At 60.4% G+C, this 20,497-nt stretch carries 17 protein-coding genes; 11 read left to right on the plus strand and 6 right to left on the minus strand.

Annotated elements, in window-relative coordinates:
- The first annotated feature begins 21 nt into the window (after positions 1-21).
- Together B8991_RS07920 and B8991_RS07925 are read left to right on the plus strand one after the other, a co-directional pair.
- A complete protein-coding gene (locus B8991_RS07920) occupies positions 22-492 on the plus strand; it encodes a hypothetical protein (RefSeq protein WP_084352263.1) in 471 nt (156 codons plus the stop codon).
- Positions 493-842: 350 nt separating this feature from the next.
- A complete protein-coding gene (locus B8991_RS07925) occupies positions 843-2,273 on the plus strand; it encodes a Glu/Leu/Phe/Val family dehydrogenase (RefSeq protein ID WP_084352265.1) in 1,431 nt (476 codons plus the stop codon).
- 48 nt (positions 2,274-2,321) lie between these two features.
- Here the strand turns inward: B8991_RS07925 and B8991_RS07930 are convergent, their stop codons facing one another.
- Complete coding sequence (locus B8991_RS07930; RefSeq protein ID WP_084352105.1) at positions 2,322-3,932, minus strand: calcium-binding protein; 1,611 nt, start codon at positions 3,930-3,932, stop codon at positions 2,322-2,324.
- A 387-nt stretch (positions 3,933-4,319) separates the two neighbouring features.
- On the opposite strand from B8991_RS07930, the gene dnaG reads away from it, so the two are divergent.
- The 5 genes from dnaG to B8991_RS07955 all read left to right on the plus strand — a co-directional run bounded on the left by dnaG (position 4,320) and on the right by B8991_RS07955 (position 11,833).
- Positions 4,320-6,299 carry a DNA primase gene (gene dnaG / locus B8991_RS07935; protein WP_084352107.1) on the plus strand — a complete coding sequence of 660 codons (1,980 nt, stop codon included), beginning with the start codon at positions 4,320-4,322 and terminating at the stop codon, positions 6,297-6,299.
- A gap of 138 nt (positions 6,300-6,437) precedes the next feature.
- Positions 6,438-8,465, plus strand: a complete 2,028-nt coding sequence (gene rpoD, locus B8991_RS07940; RefSeq protein ID WP_084352109.1) for an RNA polymerase sigma factor RpoD — start codon at positions 6,438-6,440, stop codon at positions 8,463-8,465.
- A 203-nt stretch (positions 8,466-8,668) separates the two neighbouring features.
- Entirely contained in the window at positions 8,669-9,322 is a 654-nt protein-coding gene (locus B8991_RS07945; protein WP_084352111.1) for a protein-L-isoaspartate O-methyltransferase family protein, read from the plus strand.
- A gap of 56 nt (positions 9,323-9,378) precedes the next feature.
- Complete coding sequence (locus B8991_RS07950) at positions 9,379-10,791, plus strand: TolC family outer membrane protein (RefSeq protein WP_084352113.1); 1,413 nt, start codon at positions 9,379-9,381, stop codon at positions 10,789-10,791.
- 70 nt (positions 10,792-10,861) lie between these two features.
- Positions 10,862-11,833 carry a hypothetical protein gene (locus B8991_RS07955; protein ID WP_084352115.1) on the plus strand — a complete coding sequence of 324 codons (972 nt, stop codon included), beginning with the start codon at positions 10,862-10,864 and terminating at the stop codon, positions 11,831-11,833.
- Positions 11,834-11,954: 121 nt separating this feature from the next.
- Here B8991_RS07955 and B8991_RS07960 read toward each other — a convergent pair whose 3' ends face one another.
- Positions 11,955-12,275, minus strand: coding sequence for a DUF6280 family protein (locus B8991_RS07960; protein ID WP_084352117.1), 321 nt, complete (start codon positions 12,273-12,275; stop codon positions 11,955-11,957).
- A gap of 216 nt (positions 12,276-12,491) precedes the next feature.
- On the opposite strand from B8991_RS07960, the gene efp reads away from it, so the two are divergent.
- The 3 genes from efp (at position 12,492) to B8991_RS07975 (ending at position 14,387) form a co-directional block, all read left to right on the plus strand.
- Positions 12,492-13,055 (plus strand): elongation factor P, encoded by a 564-nt coding sequence (gene efp, locus B8991_RS07965; protein ID WP_084352119.1) that lies wholly within the window; start codon positions 12,492-12,494, stop codon positions 13,053-13,055.
- Between the two features lie 379 nt (positions 13,056-13,434).
- Entirely contained in the window at positions 13,435-13,674 is a 240-nt protein-coding gene (locus B8991_RS07970; RefSeq protein WP_084352267.1) for an HTH-like domain-containing protein, read from the plus strand.
- A gap of 152 nt (positions 13,675-13,826) precedes the next feature.
- On the plus strand, positions 13,827-14,387 hold the full coding sequence (locus tag B8991_RS07975; protein WP_084352121.1) for a hypothetical protein: 561 nt from the start codon (positions 13,827-13,829) through the stop codon (positions 14,385-14,387).
- 157 nt (positions 14,388-14,544) lie between these two features.
- On the opposite strand, the gene ygfZ is transcribed toward B8991_RS07975, so the two are convergent.
- From ygfZ to B8991_RS07990, 3 genes are all read right to left on the minus strand, one after another.
- Positions 14,545-15,276, minus strand: coding sequence for a CAF17-like 4Fe-4S cluster assembly/insertion protein YgfZ (gene ygfZ, locus B8991_RS07980; RefSeq protein WP_084352123.1), 732 nt, complete (start codon positions 15,274-15,276; stop codon positions 14,545-14,547).
- A gap of 88 nt (positions 15,277-15,364) precedes the next feature.
- A complete protein-coding gene (locus tag B8991_RS07985; protein WP_084352125.1) occupies positions 15,365-17,140 on the minus strand; it encodes an ABC transporter ATP-binding protein in 1,776 nt (591 codons plus the stop codon).
- On the minus strand, positions 17,137-17,838 hold the full coding sequence (locus B8991_RS07990) for a tyrosine-protein phosphatase (protein ID WP_084352127.1): 702 nt from the start codon (positions 17,836-17,838) through the stop codon (positions 17,137-17,139). The genes B8991_RS07985 and B8991_RS07990 overlap by 4 nt, the downstream gene beginning before the upstream one ends.
- Before the next feature lie 134 nt (positions 17,839-17,972).
- On the opposite strand from B8991_RS07990, the gene B8991_RS07995 reads away from it, so the two are divergent.
- Positions 17,973-19,190: a pyridoxal-phosphate-dependent aminotransferase family protein gene (locus B8991_RS07995; RefSeq protein WP_084352129.1), complete on the plus strand. Its 1,218-nt coding sequence runs from the start codon at positions 17,973-17,975 to the stop codon at positions 19,188-19,190.
- Between the two features lie 48 nt (positions 19,191-19,238).
- Here the strand turns inward: B8991_RS07995 and B8991_RS08000 are convergent, their stop codons facing one another.
- A complete protein-coding gene (locus tag B8991_RS08000) occupies positions 19,239-20,345 on the minus strand; it encodes a pyridoxal phosphate-dependent aminotransferase (protein ID WP_084352131.1) in 1,107 nt (368 codons plus the stop codon).
- Between the last annotated feature and the right edge of the window lie 152 nt (positions 20,346-20,497).

A 20,497-nucleotide genomic window follows, 5' to 3' on the forward strand; every position in this document is an offset into this window, starting at 1 on the left:
AGGACGCCGCAGGGGGCAGGCATGCAGGACGAGATTGTGGCGCAGGCTGGTGCCTCTGCCGGACGGCGGATCATTGGTGTGGGTATCGTGGCAGCACTTGGCTTGCTGCTTTTATACGTTGCGGTGACGGCGGCCATGGGCGCGGTCTGGCAGGTGTTGCTGGTGGCGGTCGGGGCTTTGTCGCTATGGGCGGCTCAGGTGATGTGGCAGGCAACCGCGCTGACGCTGCATCTAACCCGCGACGAATTGCGTGACAGCGCCGGGACGTTACTGGCACGGACCGAGGATATCGTCACGGTGGATCGCGGGGCTTTTGCCTTCAAGCCGTCCAACGGGTTCATGCTGAAAACCGTGGACAAGCAACCCCGTGGCTGGAAACCGGGCATCTGGTGGCGCGTTGGACGCCGGGTTGCCATTGGCGGCGTCATTCCGTCTGCCGAGGCAAAATTCATGGCCGATATGATAACCGCGATGAAGGCCGGACAAATCTGACCTTTCCGCGTTTGCCGGAGGACGCGGGTCTGATCTGCGATATGGATGATTTCATATGATGGTTGCGGGCTTTCGTGGCGGGGCCTGCTGGGCCGCATCTGGTGATTTGTCCGGCGGTTCGTTGGAATCCCGGACGCGGTTCTGCGGAAAGGTCGTTTGATTTCCTGATATTGCACCGATCATGGTCAATTGTCTCGACACGGGCGACAATGGCAGCGCACTATGAGACGTCGAAGGAATTCGACATAGTGTGTGACAGTATCGAATAGCGCTCGTCTTAACCGCTTTGTTACCCGCGCATGGGACAGCTTGCGGAAGGATGCGCAGCTTGCATGACCATGGAGGGGCAGATGCAGCCAAAGAACGAACCGACATTCCGGCAGAGCGTGGATATGATGTTCAATCGTGCGGTCGCGAAGATGGACCTGCCGCCGGGCTTGGAAGAAAAGATCCGCGTCTGCAATGCCACCTATACCGTACGTTTCGGTGTGCGTCTGCGCGGAGGGATCCAGACATTTGTCGGGTATCGTTCCGTGCATTCCGAACATATGGAACCGGTCAAGGGCGGTATCCGCTACGCGACCGAGGTCAACCAGGACGAGGTCGAGGCGCTGGCGGCGCTGATGACCTATAAATGTGCGCTGGTGGAGGCGCCGTTCGGCGGCTCCAAGGGTGGGCTGTGCATTGATCCGCGCCAGTATGAAGAGCATGAGCTGGAGCTGATCACCCGGCGCTTTGCCTATGAACTGGCCAAGCGCGACCTGATCCATCCCAGTCAGAACGTGCCCGCCCCCGATATGGGCACAGGCGAACGTGAAATGGCCTGGATCGCCGATCAATATGCGCGGATGAACACCACCGACATCAATGCGCGGGCCTGTGTGACCGGCAAGCCGCTGAATGCGGGCGGTATCTCTGGCCGGGTGGAGGCGACGGGCCGGGGCGTGCAATATGCGCTGCGAGAGTTTTTCCGCGATCCGAAGGGCCTTGAGAAGGCGGGCTTGACCGGCAAGCTGGACGGAAAGCGCGTGATCATCCAAGGGCTTGGCAATGTGGGCTATCATGCTGCCAAGTTCCTGTCCGAAGAGGATGGCTGCAAGATCACAGGCATCATCGAGCGCGACGGCGCGCTTGTGAACGAGGCCGGTCTGAACGTCGAGAATGTGCGCGAGTGGATTATCGCCAATGGCGGTGTCACCGGCTATCCGGACGCGACCCATCACGCCGAAGGGGCCGCGGTGCTTGGTGCGGCCTGCGATATCCTGATCCCGGCCGCGCTGGAAGGGGTTATCAACCTTGGCAATGCGGCGGATATCCAGGCGCCGCTGATCATCGAGGCCGCGAACGGCCCGATCACCGCCGGGGCGGACGAAATCCTGCGCGAAAAAGGCGTCGTTATCATTCCCGACATGTATGCAAATGCCGGTGGTGTGACGGTGTCCTATTTCGAATGGGTCAAGAATCTCAGCCATATCCGCTTTGGTCGTATGCAGCGGCGTCAGGAAGAGGCGCGCCATCAACTTGTCATCGACGAACTGGAGCGTCTGGACCGCTATCTTGGCGATGCCTGGTCGATGACGCCAGAGTTCAAGACGAAGTACCTGCGCGGCGCGGACGAGCTTGAACTGGTGCGCTCGGGTCTGGATGACACGATGCGGGTCGCCTATCAGTCGATGCGCGACGTCTGGCACGAGCGGGAAGATGTCGATGATCTTCGCACCGCCGCATATCTGGTGTCGATCACCAAGGTCGCCGCAAGCTATCGCGCCAAGGGCCTTTGAAACGATTGCCCCGCCCGGATCAGGGCGGGGCAATCGAGTGTCTTGAAATCAGAGCAGAAAGTCGCCGGCAGTCAACGAGCCGATGCCGGTCAGGGCGATATTCCCATCCGCCGTCCCGTCGCCGTCCACATCAAGCAGCAGGATGGTGTTGGTGCCATCTGTCCAGTATCTTGCCTGCCCCGCAGCCGAGAAGGCATCCGTCCCGATAAAGGTGAAAGCCTGGTTCCCTGCGATCGTATTGTTGGCATCGATCAGCGACAGATCAATCATGTCCCCGCCACCGAAATCAGCGATGCGATCGCGCGTTCCCGGCCCGGAATGGCTTTCGGCGATTGCCGCAAAGACGAAAACATCTGCGCCAGCGCCGCCATAATGCACGTCCGCGCCAAGGCCGCCGGTCAAAGTGTCGGCACCCGCGCCACCCACCAGGATGTCGGCCCCATCCTGCCCGTTCAGCAGGTCGTTGCCATTGCCGCCCTGAAGCAGATCGTTGCCATCGCCACCATAGGCCGAATCATCGCCCAAGCTGCCGTTCAGCGTGTCATTGCCATCGTTGCCCGACAGCACATCATTGCCGGCATATCCCAACAACAAATCGTCTCCACCACCGCCACTGACAGTGTCGCCACCGCCATAGCCACGAATGGTGTTGTTCGCGGCATTACCGATCAGGTTGTCCCCAAAGTTGCCGCTGCCAAGGATATTCTCAAAGCCAGAGAAGATGTCCGTCCCTTCGCCCCCACCGATCGCCTGGGCCACGCCCTGCGCCGAAAGGTCAACGGTGACACCGCCAGTGGCGAAATAGTAGTTCAGCGCGTCAATGCCTGCACCGCCGTAAAGGGCGTCATCGCCCGTACCGCCGCTGATCGTGTCATTGCCCGCACCCCCCAGCACGGTATCGGCACCGTCGCCGCCTGCAAGGAAATCGTTCCCATCTTCGCCCCGGAGCAGATCGTTATCTTCCAACCCGTAGACCACATCATCGCCCACACCGGCCCACACGGTGTCATTGCCGGCGTCACCAAAGATCCGGTCGTTTGCGGTGAGGGAACTTGTGACGGTATCGCCAACGATATAGTCGTTCCCCTCGCCGCCATAAAGCGTGTCATTGCCGTCGTCGCTGATGATCACATCGTCGCCGCCGCGCCCGCCCACGAAATCGGAATCGCTTCCGGTCCGGATCGTGTCATCGCCGTCCAGAGTCAGGATCGTATCAAACCCTTCACCGCTGAGGTACAGGTCGAACTTGTCGATATTGCGAAACCGCAGGTCATGGCTGCCGTTGCCCCAGCCCTGGTTGTCGGGATCCGCATTCAGATTGTAGCCGGTTGCGGCGGCGCTTTGAATGCTAAGCAGATCCCCGCCAGCCAGCGAGGCGGTAATCGTTTCCGCGTCCATGACGCCACCGGCCAGCGATTCCCAGATGAGAAAGGTATCGCTCCCAAGCGTGGAGCCGTTCAGCGTGTCGTCACCTTCGCTGCCCAGGATCGTATGAGCGCCGCCGAGGACGCCGTCGACAAAATCATCGCCTTCACCGGGTTCCATCCGATCATTCGCAAGGCCTGAAACCAGCGTGTCATCGCCAGCAAAGCCACGTAGGGTGTTGGAAAAAAGAAGGTTCACCAACAGGTTGTTACCGCTGTCACCATCAATCGACATTTACAAGCTCCTTATGCTGCTCTTTTAACCCTACGGTTGCGTATCTTGATTTGAAATCTTCCAAAAGATGTTCTCGGGCGAAGCTGTGTCAAAAACTTGACTTAAATATGTCGGTAATGTGTCGGCCCCGTCGAATAGGTTGAAAAATTGTTTATAAACAAATTGTTGAAATGGTCTTGGCGCGATACGAGGCTCGGATGCTTTTTTGGAAATTCGGCAGCGCAAGATCTTTTGCCGCCATGTGGCGCGGGGTGCCGGGCATGATCATGCGCTGCCGCGATCGGCATTTCGGGTTGCGACCGAGGGTCAGCGTGGGCGCAGGGATATGATGACCTGCAGAGCACCCATCGGCTGGACTTTGCGCGCGCCTGCACCGATATTCATGGCATGAGCCTGCCACCGAACTTTCTGGACGAATTGCGCACCCGGCTGAGTCTGTCTCAGGTCGTCGGGCGCAAGGTCATGTGGGATCAGCGCAAGTCCAATCAGGGCAAGGGCGACATGTGGGCACCATGCCCGTTCCATCAGGAAAAATCCGCCAGTTTTCACGTCGATGACCGCAAGGGATTCTACTACTGCTTTGGCTGTCACGCGAAGGGCGACGCCATCTCTTTCGTGCGCGAGACCGAGAATGTCGGTTTCATGGAAGCGGTCGAGATCCTTGCCGGCGAGGCCGGAATGCCGATGCCCGCGCGCGATCCGAAGGCGCAGGAAAAGGCGGATCTGCGGACAGAGCTGACACAGGTGATGGAGCAGGCGGCGCAGTTCTTCATCATGCAGCTCAAGACCGGGGCAGGGGCGGCGGCGCGCGACTATCTTGACCGGCGGCGCATGACGGATGCGACGCGCGACACGTTCGGCATCGGCTTTGCGCCCGACGGCTGGCAGGGGCTTTGGGACCACCTGCGCGGCAAGGGCGTGTCCGAACAGATGATCCTTGATTGCGGCTTGGCGAAGGCGTCCAGCAAGGGCGGCAAGCCCTATGACACGTTCCGCAACCGGATCATGTTCCCGATCCGCGATGCGCGCGGGCGCTGCATTGCCTTTGGCGGCCGGGCGATGGACCCGAATGACAATGCCAAATACCTGAACTCTCCGGAAACGCTGCTGTTTGACAAGGGGCGCAACCTTTACAACATGGGCCCTGCGCGCGCGGCATCCGGCAAAGGTGCGCCGCTGATCGTGGCCGAAGGCTATATGGACGTGATCGCGCTGAGCGCCGCCGGTTTTGGCGCGTCCGTGGCACCGCTTGGCACAGCCGTGACCGAAGATCAGTTGCACCTGATGTGGCGGATCTCGGACGAGCCGCTGATTGCGCTGGATGGCGACACGGCGGGCATGCGCGCCGCCTACCGGGTGATCGATCTGGCGCTGCCGCTGCTGGAGGCCGGGAAATCGCTGCGTTTCGCAGTCATGCCGCCGGGCAAGGACCCCGATGATCTGATCCGCGTCGACGGGGCCGCTGGCTTGCAAAAGGTGCTGGATGCCGCGCTGCCGATGGTTAGCCTGCTGTGGCAGCGCGAAACAGAAGGCCAGGTCTTTGACAGTCCTGAACGCAGGGCCGCGCTGGACAAGGTGCTGCGCGAGAAGATCATGCTGATCCGTGACCCGTCGGTGCGCGGCCATTACGGCGAGGCGATCAAGGAACTGCGGTGGGAGCTGTTCCGCACAGCGCGCCGGCCCCAGAAACGGCAGGGCGCATTTCGTCCGGGCAAGTCCGGCGGCAAGTTTGGTGCGCCGTCTTGGCAGGTGGAAAAAGGCGCGGGCGATTCGGTGCGCAATTCCATGCTGGTGGCGGCAGGCGAAAGCGCCGAAACCCGCCAGCACGAGGCGGTGGTTCTGGCCGCTTTGGTGACCTGCCCCGACCTGATCGAGGAGTTTGAACCGGAGCTGGAGCAGATGCATTGCGCCGATCCGACCCATGCAATCCTGCGCGATCAGCTTTTGCGTCACGCCGGAATGGATGCAAAGGCCTTGCGGGCCGAGATTCTGCACCATCTTGGGCCCGAGCCCCTTGAAACACTGCTCTCGGCGCGCCATGTGGCAGTCACGCCCTGCATTCGCCGGCCCGGCAACACGGATCTTGCCCGGATGACCGTGGCCGAGCAATTGGCGAAACTATCGGCCCGTGCGGGGCATCAGGCCGAACTGGCCGAGGCGGAGGAAGATCTGGAAGGGCCTTCGGATGAGGCGGTGACCTGGCGTTTGGGGCAGGCGGCAAATGCCCGCCACCAGGCAGAGCGCAGCCAACAGAATGACCGCGTGGAATATGATGTCGGCCCCAACGGCGCGCGAATCGATCGCGATGAACGCAGCGCTCTGGACGCGCTTCTGGAGAGAATAGAATACGCCAAGCGCGGCAGTTAAACGCATCTTGGTAAGTAAACAGTAAAGAAAATGCGGCTATACGGGTGTGCGAATCGCCGAATCGCGCTATTGATTCGGATTGAACGAATCGCCCTAGTAGAATCGCCCGCTCAGACCAGCCCCTGACAGGAGCCCCGAATGGCAGCCAAAGATACAAACACTGACGACCGCACTTCGGAAGACCGGGACGGCGAGATCTCTCTCGACATGAGCCAGGCCGCGGTCAAGAAGATGATCTCTGACGCGCGCGAGCGTGGCTATATCACCTATGATCAGCTGAACGAGGTGTTGCCCCCCGATCAGGTCAGTTCCGACCAGATCGAGGATGTGATGTCGATGCTGTCCGAGATGGGCATCCAGGTCACCGAAGAGGATGAAGAGGCCGAAGAGGACAAAGGCTCGACCGAGCTGGCGACGACCTCGCAGGCCAAGGAACTGGCGCTGGCCTCCGGCACGGGCGAGAAACTGGACCGCACCGACGATCCGGTGCGCATGTATCTGCGTGAAATGGGCTCTGTCGAACTGCTCAGCCGCGAGGGCGAGATTGCCATCGCCAAGCGGATCGAGGCCGGCCGCAATACGATGATCGCAGGGCTTTGTGAAAGCCCGCTGACCTTTCAGGCGATCACCATCTGGCGTGACGAATTGTTGTCCGAGGACATTCTGCTGCGCGACGTCATTGATCTGGAGACGACGTTTGGCACCCATATGGGCGAAGACGGCGATCTGACAGAACCGGTTGTGCAACCGTCCGGGCTGGGCAGTGTCGTCACGCCTGTGACCCCCGTCGCCGCGCCGGCCGCCCCTGCCAAACCCAAGGCCGACGAGCAGGAACTGGATGCCGATGGCAATCCGATTGCCACGGATGACGATGACGACGAAGACGAACAGGCCAACATGTCGCTGGCCGCGATGGAAAGCGCGCTGAAACCGCGGGTTCTGGAAACGCTCGACCGGATCGCGCGGGACTATGAAGACTTGTCCGCGATGCAGGACAGCCGGATCTCGGCAACGCTGAACGAGGACGGGTCCTTCTCGAAGGGCGATGAGGCCACGTATCAAAAGCTGCGCGCCGAAATCGTGCTGCTGGTCAACGAGTTGCACCTGCATAACAACCGTATCGAGGCGTTGATCGACCAGTTGTACGGCATCAACCGCCGGATCATGCAGATTGACAGCGCGATGGTGAAGCTGGCCGATCAGGCCCGCATCAACCGCCGGGAATTCATCGACGCCTATCGCGGGCGCGAGCTGGACCCGAACTGGCTGGAAGAGATGGGCGAAAAGGCCGGTCGCGGCTGGCAGATGTTCATCGAACGCTCGACCGACAAGGTTGAGGAACTGCGCTCTGACATGGCGCAGGTCGGTCAGTATGTCGGTCTGGATATCTCTGAATTCCGCCGCATCGTGCAGCAGGTCCAGAAGGGCGAGAAAGAAGCCCGGCTTGCCAAGAAGGAAATGGTCGAGGCGAACCTGCGTCTGGTGATCTCTATCGCTAAAAAGTACACCAACCGCGGGCTGCAATTCCTTGATCTTATTCAGGAAGGCAATATCGGCCTGATGAAGGCCGTGGACAAGTTCGAATACCGTCGCGGCTATAAATTCTCTACCTACGCGACATGGTGGATCCGTCAGGCGATCACCCGGTCCATCGCGGATCAGGCCCGCACGATCCGCATCCCGGTGCATATGATCGAGACGATCAACAAGCTGGTCCGCACCGGCCGCCAGATGCTGCACGAGATCGGCCGCGAACCGACGCCCGAAGAATTGGCCGAAAAGCTGCAAATGCCGCTGGAAAAGGTCCGCAAGGTGATGAAGATCGCCAAGGAGCCGATTTCGCTGGAAACGCCGATTGGCGACGAGGAAGACAGCCAGCTTGGCGATTTCATCGAAGACAAGAACGCCGTTCTGCCGCTGGAAGCCGCCATTCAGGACAACCTCAAGGAAACCACTACGCGGGTTCTGTCGTCCCTGACGCCGCGCGAAGAACGCGTTTTGCGGATGCGCTTCGGTATCGGCATGAACACCGATCACACGCTTGAAGAGGTGGGTCAGCAGTTCAGCGTCACCCGCGAACGGATCCGCCAGATCGAGGCCAAGGCGCTGCGCAAGCTCAAGCACCCGTCGCGGTCACGCAAGCTGCGGTCCTTTCTGGATCAGTAAACACCCCGTCACGATTGGGATCAGATGGCCAGGCCGCGAAAGCGTCTGGCCATTTTCATTTCGCCAAAGGCAACGCGCCGGACACAAGCGAACGTGTGGCACGGGCGCGCAACAGGCGGTGATTTTCGCAACCGTGGACATTGCCGATGCGAGGCAACTGTGTCAAAACGGATCGCAAACATCTGAACGAGCGAGTTTAGTACATGACCGATTTCTCGACCCGCCGGACCTTGATGGTGGATTCACAGATCCGCCCTTCCGATGTCACCAAGTTTCCGATCATTGATGCGATGCTGTCTGTCCCGCGCGAAGCATTCGTGCCGCGCGAAAAGCGCGAAGCGGCGTATATGGACGGCAACCTCGATCTTGGCGGCGGCCGTGTGCTTCTGGAACCGCGCACGCTGGCCAAGATGCTGGACGCGTTGGATATTTCCGGGGATGAGCTGGTTCTGGATGTGGGGGCGGCCTATGGCTATTCCTCTGCCATCATCGCCCGAATGGCCGAGGCTGTCGTGGCGCTTGAGGATGATGAGACACGCGTGGAAGAGGCGCAGGGCCTGCTGACCGAACATCACGCCGACAGCGTGATCGTGCAAAAAGGGTCTTTGGTCGAGGGCGCGCCGGAACACGGGCCCTATGACGTGATCATCGTGCAGGGTGCTGTTGAAGAACTGCCGGACGCGTTGGCCGAACAGTTGAAGGATGGCGGACGCATCGCGGTTCTTTTTGCCGAAGGGACGCTGGGCACAGTCCGCATCGGTTATAAATTCGACGGTCGCATCAGTTGGCGTTTTGCATTCAATGCATTCGCGCCGGTGCTGCCGGGCTTTGAACGACAAGAGGAATTCGCGCTCTGACCGCGTGACGACCACTGTAGAAACGACCTGAAAAACGGGCATAGCATGAGGCGAGCATGGTAGGAACAGCGTTCAAGAAGAAGTTGGCGGTGGGTCTTGCAGCCCTTGTGCTGGCGACACCGGGGGCAACCTCAGCGGATACTTTGGCAGATGCGCTGGTCGGTGCCTACAACACGTCCGGCCTGCTGGAGCAGAACCGCGCCCTGCTGCGCGCCGCTGACGAGGATGTCGCGGCGGCCTATTCGGCCCTGCGCCCGGTGGTTGACTGGACCGCGCGGATCAACCGGACCTTTGGAAACAGCGCCTCGGCCAATTCGGGGTTCCGCACCGTTGGCAGCAGCAACACCTCCGCGACCTACGAATTGTCGATCCAGCTGACACTGCTTGATTTCGGACGCACGCGGCTGGCGATAGATTCCGCCAAGGAATCGGTTCTGGCGGCGCGTGAGGGGCTTGTCACTGTTGAACAGAACGTGCTGCTGCGCGCGGTCGAAGGCTTCATGGGCGTCCGCAGCGCCACCGAAACCGTCGCCTTGCGGCAGAACAACGTCCGTCTGATTACGCAAGAGCTTCGCGCCGCCAATGACCGCTTTGAGGTTGGCGAAGTGACCCGTACCGATGTGGCGCTTGCCGAAGCGCAGCTTGCCGGCGCGCGCTCTGCTCTGGCTTCTGCGCAAGGGACCTTGGCGCAGGCGCAGGAAGAATATGTTGCGGCGGTCGGGCGCAGGCCCGATGCGCTGGTGCCGCCGCGCGCCATTCCGGACATCCCGGCCAGTCTGGACCGCGCCAAGGCGCTTGCCGTGCGCAACCATCCCGACATGAAAAAGGCGCAGCGAGAGGTCACCGTGGCCGAGCTGAACATCCAGCGGGCCAAGGCGGAATTCAACCCGACCGTGACACTGAACGGCTCTTACGGCGTGACCGAGAATTTCCAGTCCGAGGCGCAGTCTTATGGCGGCAATGTCGGCGTCACCGCGACGTCCCGGCTCTATCAGGGCGGTCGCCGCTCTGCGCTATTGCGTCAGGCGCAGGCGCGCCGGGATGCGGCGCGTTCCAATCTGCATGTCGTGCAGGTCGGGCTGCAACAGGCTGCCGGCAACGCATGGGCTTTCCTGCAATCCACCCGCGCCGCACGCGATGCCAGCGCACGCCAGATCCGCGCGGCAACCGTTGCCTTCAACGGCGTCCGGGAAGAGGCGAAGCTGGGTGCCCGCACAACGCTGGACGTGTTGAACGCCGAACAGGATCTTCTGGATGCACGCGCCACATTGATCACCGCCACGACGGATGAATATGTGGCCGCCTATACCTTGCTTTATTCGGCGGGTTTGCTGACGGCGGAGCATCTCAATCTTGGCGTCCAGCAATATGATCCATCGGCCTATTACAACCTCGTCAAGGACGCGCCGCATGTCAGCCAGCAGGGCAAAAAGCTGGACCGGGTGCTGAAGGCCTTGGGCAAGAACTAGACCCGTCTCTATCGGTTGTAAGAATCTCTGCTGACCGATAGAGTTTTCGGCAGGCAAGAGTGGTAGAGAAATGTCTGATCGGGTAACGAATGTTGAAACAGAGGACGTGTTGTCCTCGGTGCGCAGGCTGGTGTCCAGCGGCACGCACATGCCCCCCAAGGCGGTTGATCGGCTGTTGCTGACACCGGCGCAGCGGGTGCAGGGCGGTGCCACAGGTGGCGACAAGGCGGGTCACAGGCCCACACGGAAAACGGTGACTGAAACCGCAAAAACGCTGGCCCGCTACGAGGCCCGCACGCCCGATCCGGTTGGGTCGGACAATGCGCCGCGTCCCCGCAAGCCAGCGCCGGGCGTTTTTATTCTCGGGGATGCTGCCAGACTTGATCGCCCCGCCGAAAAACGGGATGCGGGCGCTTCAAAGTCCGGTATCGACACAGCCTGCAAGCTCAACGCGGCGTCAGATCCGTCGGTGGCGCAGGACGTGGCGCAAGAGATGTCCGGTTCAGATGTGTTTGCCTTCATTCCGTCTGACGATCGCGGTGGAAAAAACGGGCAGCCCGAAAGGGGAACGTCGCGCAAGGATCAAGCTGCGACCCGTGCCGCCGCCTCTGAAAAAACCACCAGTGACGTGGCGGCAGAACCGGCACCCTCTGCCCGTGCCTCCAGTCTGGAAAGCAAGATTGCCGAGCTGGAGGCGATGGTCGCCCAAGGTGGCGCTGCCTGGGATCCGGCCACCGAGGAGGAGGCAGAGCCTCAGATCGGTACGGCTCAGCGGTCTGCCATGTCTGTCCGTCGGGCACCTTCAGGGCAGGACCCCTTAGGCAGGGCGCAGGCGATCAGCGGCGAGATCCACACCGACAGGCACGACAGTTTGGTACCCGCAGACGGCACCGTGCTGGACGAAGCGATTTTGCGAGAAATCGTTTCAGAGATCGTACGCGACGAGCTTCAGGGCGTGTTGGGCGAGCGGATCACCCGCAACGTCCGAAACCTTGTCCGGCGCGAGGTGAACCGCGCTTTGCTGATCCAGGATTTCAACTGAAGCAACGCGCTGGTAGCTGCGGAGGTCCTGCATCCTTCCTGATGCCAACCCACAGGTTTTACACAAAAAAGCGCGCCCCGGATCAGGGGCGCGCTTTTTTAATCCGGTTGCCCGGTGGTGGTCAGGCTGCTTCAGCCTGTTGTGCTGCATTGCGGCGTTCGCTTTCCTCGCGCGACAGCGCGACAGAGGTGCGGACCCCTTTGGAGACAAACTCCATCAATCCCGAAACAACCCGTTCGTTGGGGTCGATCCCGGCGCAGCTTAGAACCTCGCGCCCATCGCGCGAGCGTGCCCAGCGGGCGATCTGCTCTGGGCCATTGCCATATTTCTTGTCGTCGGCAATGGCATCATCAAGTGCGGCCAGCACAACTGCGGCGAACAATTTCCGGGCACGGTTGCCCTGTTCGCTGTTGAAAGCCGTACCATCAACGAAATCCGTCATGACTCGTCCTTTTTTTCTTGCTCTTGTCTTTTCGGCGTGACGTGCCTTATCGCCTATTCGAACCGATTCGGATATAGCCGAAATGCAAGCCTGTCATGCGCTATGCGCATGTCTTTCTGCATTTGCAGCACGATATTTGGTTGTCTTGCCAGAAGACCATCCACGAGATATAGGTGCCGGCCTAATATGATCAAGCGATTGCCAAGGTTTTGACCCATGCCAAAGATCAACGGAAACGAGATACGTCCCGGCAATGTGCTGGAACATGACGGGGGCCTGTGGGCCGCCGTCAAGGTGGACCATGTAAAGCCCGGCAAGGGCGGGGCCTTTGCCCAGGTCGAGATGCGCAACCTGCGCAACGGCTCCAAGCTGAACGAACGCTTCCGCTCTGCCGACAAGGTGGAACGCGTCCGGCTGGAACAGAAGGACATGCAGTTCCTCTACGAAAACGACGGTATGCTGGTATTCATGGATACCCAGACCTACGATCAGGTCGAGCTGCCCGCAGACATTCTGGGGGAACGCCGTCCGTTCCTTCAGGACGGCATGACCATTCTTGTCGAATTTCATGACGAAGAGGCGCTGAACGCGACCCTGCCGCAGAAAGTCACCTGCCAGATCGCCGAGACAGAGCCGGTGGTGAAGGGCCAGACCGCTGCCAACAGCTTCAAACCCGCGATCCTCGACAATGGCGTCAAGGTCATGGTCCCGCCCTTCGTGGGCCAGGAAGAGATGATCGTCGTCAACACCGAGACCATGGAATATTCCGAACGCGCCTGACCCGCGCGGCAGACCACCTTCCAAACCCCGCCTCTGAAACAGGGCGGGGTTTTGCGTTGGTGATGCCCACAACCGATGCTTTTTTAGCATCCGTCCAATATGTATTTTCGGCTAAAATCCCTTCTGCCAAATGAGGCCTCTTGCACGGATGCGCGGTATCACTAAAGAACAAAAAACCGTTTCAGTTTTGAACGTGATTTTTGGAAAATTAAATCGAGTTAGTTTGGGCATGTGCCAGAAGCGAGCGTTATTGCTGTAAAGGTTTTGACTGGTAGCTTTTGTAAAGCTCTCAGCAGTTGACATACTTCAATGATTATGCATAAAGCTAAATGCACAAATCAATATGCATGCCATCGCATTAAACCACGAGGATACGAAAATGGCCATTAACCAAATGATCTCCCAAATCAAGGAAGCAATCGACGATGCTCCACGCAACGCATATGTTGCCGAACTGCACCTTCAGGTTATCAAGCACTCTGACAGTCTGCAAAGCGTAACTGGTAAAGAATTCTGTGAAGCTCTAGGAATTGGACCGTCGTTCGGCACCGAGTTCGCCAAGATGAAGAAGATAGTGCCGCGCTTAAAAGCGGCCGGTCTCGATGTGACTAAAATATAGTCACAGTTCGCTTAAAGCGAGATTTTTCGAACGCTGTCGACGGTTGTGCGGATAACAACATTATAGTTTCAGGCGTTGGACCTTGGTCGACTCGGCACATCATTGATGTCGCTGGCGTCGGGGCGGACGAACGAAAGAAAGGTAATCTGGCAATGTCAAATGATGCTCGGCCGGTCCTGTCCATCATCATTCGGCGGTTCGACCACGACATGAAAGACCAGATCATGCAATCCGTGCGTCAGTTGCAGAAAGTTGCCTCCGATCAAACCGGCTATCTGGGGCATCACAACAGCCTTTCGAAACAGGCCGATTTTTACGAGCTGGTGAATATTTTCACATTCAACTCGCGCAAAAATCTTGAAAAATGGGAAAAATCCGACCGGCGTAAAACCTGCCTCGCGGAGTTGGACCGGCATCCGCAAGTGGCAACGAAGCACACCCAGTTCGACGAGCTTGCGGAACTCCTGCATCCGGTGTCGCGGATCAGCAAAATCGAAATCGTTGTGATCCTGATTTTCTGGATCCTCGTGCTGGGCGCAATCCTGAATTTTATTGCCGATCTTCTGTTGCCTGTCGGTTTTTCATCGGTCTGGCGGTCGGTATTGGTGATTTCTGTCAACGTCCTGCTGATCAGCTATATTTTTCTGCCATGGTCAAGCAACCGTCTGACCAGCCTCAAGACCCGGTTTGCCGAGTACAGATCACGCAAATGAGGCGCGGCCCTTCGCGGTGTCCGGGCAGTCTTGTCGGCACCGCCAAGCTGGGCGGGGGCGCAAGACCAGCCCGCATATCGGGCAGGGTGATGTGGAAAAGTGGCCCAAGGGCTTATGTACCAAACAGCAGGACAATAGGCACAAAAGGCCCCAAAGCTCAGAGCCTGCGGAGTGTCGCGTCGCCGGCCTTCATCTCTTCGCGCGCGCGGTCAAACCGAAGGTAGGCGATGGCCTTGTCACCGGACCGGGTGTGCAGCGTGCCCGCGGCTTTGCCTTCGGCGGTGGTGATCTCGGCACCGGGGTCTGCATCGCCATCGATCTCGACCAGCGCAAAGCCTTTGCGCAGCTCGGTCTTGTGGCGCATCCTTGCCGTGACCTCTTGGCCGACATAGCAGCCCTTGCGGAAATCGACGCCGTTCAGCCGGTCGAACCCGGCCTCAAGGATGAACGTATCCGGGCCAAGTTCCACGCCGGTCTGCGGTATGCAGGCGGCGACGCGCAGCGCGTCCCAATCCGTTGGCGTGGCTTCAAATCCCGGCCCGTAGGCACGCCAACCCATTGAAGGATCACGCGGATCTGCGTAGGCACCCTCGGGCACAGGCCCGGTGCCACAGGTCACGGCCATGTCTTCGCGTGTCAATGTCACGGGCGAACGCAGCTTGTACATGCTCAGCCGTTGGAACAGCGCGTCTGCCAGCGATGCGTCCACGTCGATCAGCACCTCCTCGCCATCGGGGGCGAGGAAGAAATCCGCCAGATACTTGCCCTGCGGCGTCAGGATCGCGGCATAGACCAGTCCCTGATCCAGCTTTTCTATGTCATTGGTGACAAGCCCTTGCAGGAAGTGTCGTGCCTCCCCGCCGCTGACCCGGATCACTGTGCGGTCCATGAAAATTCTCCTGTTCGCTTCTCTTGTGACATATAGGAAGTCAGGCAAGAGACAACAGGGCCGAGTGATGCGCGCATGGCGGCGGCCCCTAGTGAGGCCCGTCCGTGTCGAATTGAAGGCGGTGCAGCTCTGCATAGGTGCCGCTTCCAAGGATCAGCTCGTCATGCGAGCCGACATCGACGACGCGGCCATGATCCATTACGATGATCTGGTCGGCATTGCGCACGGTCGACAGGCGATGCGCGATCACAATCGTCGTGCGGCCCTCTGCCAGCCGGTCCAGCGCCGCTTGGACAATCGCCTCGGATTGCGCATCCAGTGCCGAGGTTGCCTCGTCCAGCAGCAGGATCGGTCTGTCGCGCAACAAGGCGCGCGCAATCGCGACGCGTTGACGTTGCCCGCCGGACAGGTTTGACCCGCGAGGCCCTGCCTGACTGTCGAGACCGTTGGGCAGGCGGGGCAGGAAATCCGACACATGCGCGGCATCAATGGCCTGCTGCAAGGCGGCCGGATCAACGTCCCGCTGATCCAGAAGGATGTTTTCGCGCAGGGTGTCGTCAAACAGCATCGCGTCTTGCGACACGACAGAGAACATGTCGCGCAATTCGTCCAGATCCAGCTCGGCCACGGGTGCACCACCAATGCTGACAACGCCCTCATCAGCATCGACCAGCCGTGAAAGCAGGTTGAACACGGTGGATTTTCCGGCACCCGACGCGCCCACAAGCGCCGTGGTCTTGCCTGCCTCTGCCACCAGCGATGCGCCTTTCAGAACGGGTGTGTCACCGTAGCTGAGAAATACATCGTCCAGCCGGATCTCTGGCACACCAGACGGCACCGGGCGGGGGTTGGCAGGCGAGGCGAGTTTCGGCTGCATCGCCAGCAATTCCTTGATCCGCTCGATCCCGGCTGCCGCGACCTGCCATGTGCCACTGACCGCGCCCAAACGGCGAAGCGGTTCAAATGCAAGGCCGATGGCGGTGAAGAACGCCATGAAATCGCCCACGGTCTTTTCGCCGGAGGTGATCTCGGACGCGCCATACAGCAGCACCCCCATAAAGCCGAGACCGGACATGATGTCGATCAGTCCGGGGATAGCGGCCTGTCCCATGCTTGTGCGCAGCTCTGTCCGGATGCGTTCTTTCGTCAGTTTCGCGTAGCGTTTGGATTGGTAACGCTCCAGCCCGTTCAGTTTGACCGCGACGATGCCGTGAAAAATCTCATTCAGGCGCGTCGAGAGCCGGGCCGCCACGTCGCGCGCCAGCCGTGCATTGCGACGGACAGAGCGTTGCAGGAAGATCGAGGGCGCAATCAGCAACGGCGCGCCCACCAGCGCCACCAAAGTCCAGCGCCAATCGACGCCCAGTGCCACCGCGAACAGTGCAAAAAGCGCGATCACATCGCGGCCCGCCCCGGTGATGATGGTGCGCCAGACCTTGTTGATGGCACCCACGTCGCCCTCGATCCGCTGCATGACATAGCCCGGCGGATGCGCCTGGTGAAAGCTGCCGTCCAGCCGCATCAGATGCGACACCAAATCGGCGCGGATGTCGGCGACGGTCAATTGCGACAGCCGCGTCAGGACGACCTTCTGCACCATGCTGGACACGCCGCGTATCAGGAAGATGCCGAAAAACGCCAGTGCCACCAGACCTATCGCGCCGCTGTTCTCTCCGGAAAAGACGCTGTCGAACATCGGCTTCATCATGTAGCTCAGAAAGCCGAACATGGAGCCTTCAAGCGCCATGAAGCTCATCCCGAGAATCAGAAGCGCCCAGTGCTTTGACAGGTAGCTCCGCCAAAGCCACAACAGCAACTCATGTGCTTTGGGCGTCCGAGCTGACTTGGGGGTGCGCTTGGTCATGCAAGCACCAGTTCGGCCGGGGGGGTTTTCGCGTCAAACCCCTTTTGCAGCGCCTTGTGGTCGTATTCGCTGCGTATCCAGTCCTCGAATCCGATCGGCGCGCGCGCATTTCGGGCTGCATATGTGTCCAGGATATAGCCCTGGATACCCGTCGCGGTGAATTCGAGATGAATGTATTTCAGGCCCAGCTGGCGGCGCGCGACCTCGATCGGGGCATCCTCGAACACCAAAAGATACATGGCCGAGGCAAAGCCCGCGCGGTCGGCACCCGATTTGCAGTGAAACATCATCGGTTTTTCCGCGGCGCGCATCGCGTCGATGACATACACGATGTTCTCGCGTTTCGCGGCCATGCGCGCCCAAAGCTTGGCGTCGATCAATGTCAGCCCCAGCGCGGCGCAGCTTTCCTTCTCAAAAAGGTAATGCGCGTGCTTGTCGGTGCCGCGCAGGTTGATCACGGTCTTGATGCCCATCGCGGCATATTTCTCGAACCGGCTGTGTGTGGGCTGGTTGGACCGATAGACGCCCGGCGCGATCTGAAAGAAATTCGTCCAGAAACTGCGCAGAAAGGCGTGATCGAAAACGTTGTAGTGAAACGCCGCCCATCGCCGCCCCGAGGGCGTCGCGATGTCCTTGCCGAAGGACCGTCGCAGCTTGCGCTCGGCGTCTTCGATGCGTGTCCACAGACGTTTCAGCATTGACTGGCCTTCCTGCCGGTTTCTGCCGGGTTTAGTGACACTTAGCCATAGTGGCAAGCGTCCTGCCCGCTATTGACGGCACCAGAGCGCCGGGTAATCTGCACTTCGTCCGTGTTCTCAGGAGCTATGCGTTCATGTCGCTTGCCCAAGGTCGTCCCTACCTCGCCATTCCCGGCCCGTCCGTCATGCCCGATCGCGTGCTGCGTGAAATGCACCGCGCTTCGCCCAATATATATGAGGGCGATCTGATGGAAATGACCGCCTCGTTGTTTCCGGATCTGCGGCGTGTGGCGCGCACGCAACATAATGTCGCGATCTATATCTGCAATGGGCATGGCATGTGGGAGGCATCGCTGGCCAATATCGCGGCGCCCGGTGACCGGGTGCTGGTGGCGGTGAACGGCAATTTCGGTCAGGGCTGGGCAGATACCGCCACAAGGATGGGGATCGAGGTCGATATACTGGAGCACGGGTTGCATGACAGCATCGACCCGGCCCGCGTGGCCGAGGCCCTGACCGCTGACACGGCACATCAGATCAAGGCGGTGCTGTCGGTGCATGTCGATACGTCCACCTCGATCCGAAATGACATCGCGGCGTTGCGCCGGGCGATGGAGGAGGCAGACCATCCGGCGCTGTTGATGGTCGATTGTATCGCGTCCTTGGCCTGCGACAGGTTCGAGATGGACGACTGGGGCGTCGATGTGGTGATCGCTGCCAGCCAGAAGGGGTTGATGACGCCGCCGGGGCTGGGGCTGATGTTTTTCTCGCCGAAGGCCGCGAAGGTCCGGGACGGGCTGGTCCGTGTCAGCCCCTATTGGGACTGGGCACCGCGTGTCGATCCGCAGAACTATTCACAACATTTCTGCGGCACAGCACCGACGCATCACCTGTTCGGTCTCCGCGCCGCGTTGGACATGATCCACGAGGAGGGGCTGGAGCATGTCTGGTCCCGCCACAAGGCGCTGGCACGCGCGCTCTGGGCCGCCTGTGATGCCTGGGGGCAGGGCGGTCCGCTGGCGTTGAATATGCCTGATCCGCATAAGCGCAGCCATGCCGTCACCGCCGCACGGATTGGCGCGCCCAATGCCAGTCGGCTGCGGCAATGGTGCGAAGGGCAGGCGGGCGTGACACTGGGCATCGGCCTTGGCATGGCCCCGCCCACCGATCCCGCGTGGCACGGGTTTTTCCGCTTCGGGCATATGGGCCATATCAATGCGCATATGATGCTGGGCCTGATCGCCTCGGTCGAGGCTGGGCTGAAGGCGCTGGACATCCCGCACGGTCCCGGTGGCACCGCCGCCGCGGCGCAGATCATCGCCGATGCCACCGCGTCGCCTCCCGTCGTATAACATGGCGTTCCGGCGGCGTGGTTTCTCAGCGCCTCCTTCCCGGTGGCGTTATTCCCGCGCCGCCGACAATGCGACAGGCAAGGCCTGTTCCAGCACATCCAGATCTTGGGGCCGGCCTGCGCTGATCCGGATGCACCGATCCTGGGGAGGCACGAACGGCATCCGCACGAACACGCCCAGCCTGACCAGCTCCTCCAGCACCCGGCGCGCAAACGCGCCGTCCGCGCCGCAATCGACAGCGACAAAATTGGTCGCAGAGGGCAAAGGCTCCAGCCCGTTGTCCCGTGCGATCTGCGCAATACGCCCCTTGGCCAGCGCCACGTCCTGCTTGACCCTCGCCAGCCAGTCCGCATCGTTCAATGCCGCCAAAGCCCCGATCTGCGCCGTCCGGTTCATCCCGAAATGGTTGCGGATCTTGTCAAAGGACCGGATCAGATCCGCCGCGCCGATGGCATAGCCGACGCGGGCCCCGGCCATGCCATGCGCCTTGGAAAAGGTCCGCATCCGGATCACCCGTGGATCCTCGACATCAAGCGCGGGCGACGTGCCGTCCGGCGCAAACTCGATATAGGCCTCGTCCAGCAACAGCAACGCGCCCTCCGGCAGATCATCCAGAGCGGCTATCAGCGCGGCACCCTCATGCCAACTGCCCATCGGATTGTCGGGGTTGGCCAGATAGACCAGTTTGGCATCCACCTCTGCCGCCTTGGCAAACAGCGCCACCGGGTCCTCGTGATCGTCGCGATAGGGCACTTTGTGCAACACGCCGCCATAACCCGCCACATGGTAGTTGAACGTCGGATAGGCCCCTTCGGATGTCACCACCGCATCACCCGGTGCCACCAACAGCCGCACCAGATACCCCAGCAACCCGTCAATGCCTTCGCCCACAAGCACGTTTTCAGATGCCACGCCCAAAGAGGCCGCCAAGGCGTTGCGCAACTCATGGCTGCCGGCATCGCCATATTTCCAGATCTCGGCGGCCGCCTCCTGCATGGCGGTTATGGCGCGGGGCGAAGGGCCGAACAGGCTCTCATTGGCCCCCAAACGCGCTTTGAACGCGGCACCACGGTCGCGTTCCTGCGCTTCGGGGCCGACAAAGGGCACGGCAGACGGCAATCGTGCGATAAGCTCGGGATATCTGGGTCCAGTCATATCCCATTCTATGCCGCGTCAACGCGTACCGGGCAAGCCCCCGTCCGCTGCTTCTTCGTATGCGCCGTCCCCGTCCCATTGATTTCTGCGGTTCCGTTGCACTGAGCCAACGGCGAGTTTCGTTCTGAGTATTCAGAAGGAGACGACGATGG

It is taken from the genome of Primorskyibacter flagellatus, from assembly GCF_900176485.1.
Taxonomy (GTDB): Bacteria; Pseudomonadota; Alphaproteobacteria; order Rhodobacterales; family Rhodobacteraceae; genus Primorskyibacter; species Primorskyibacter flagellatus.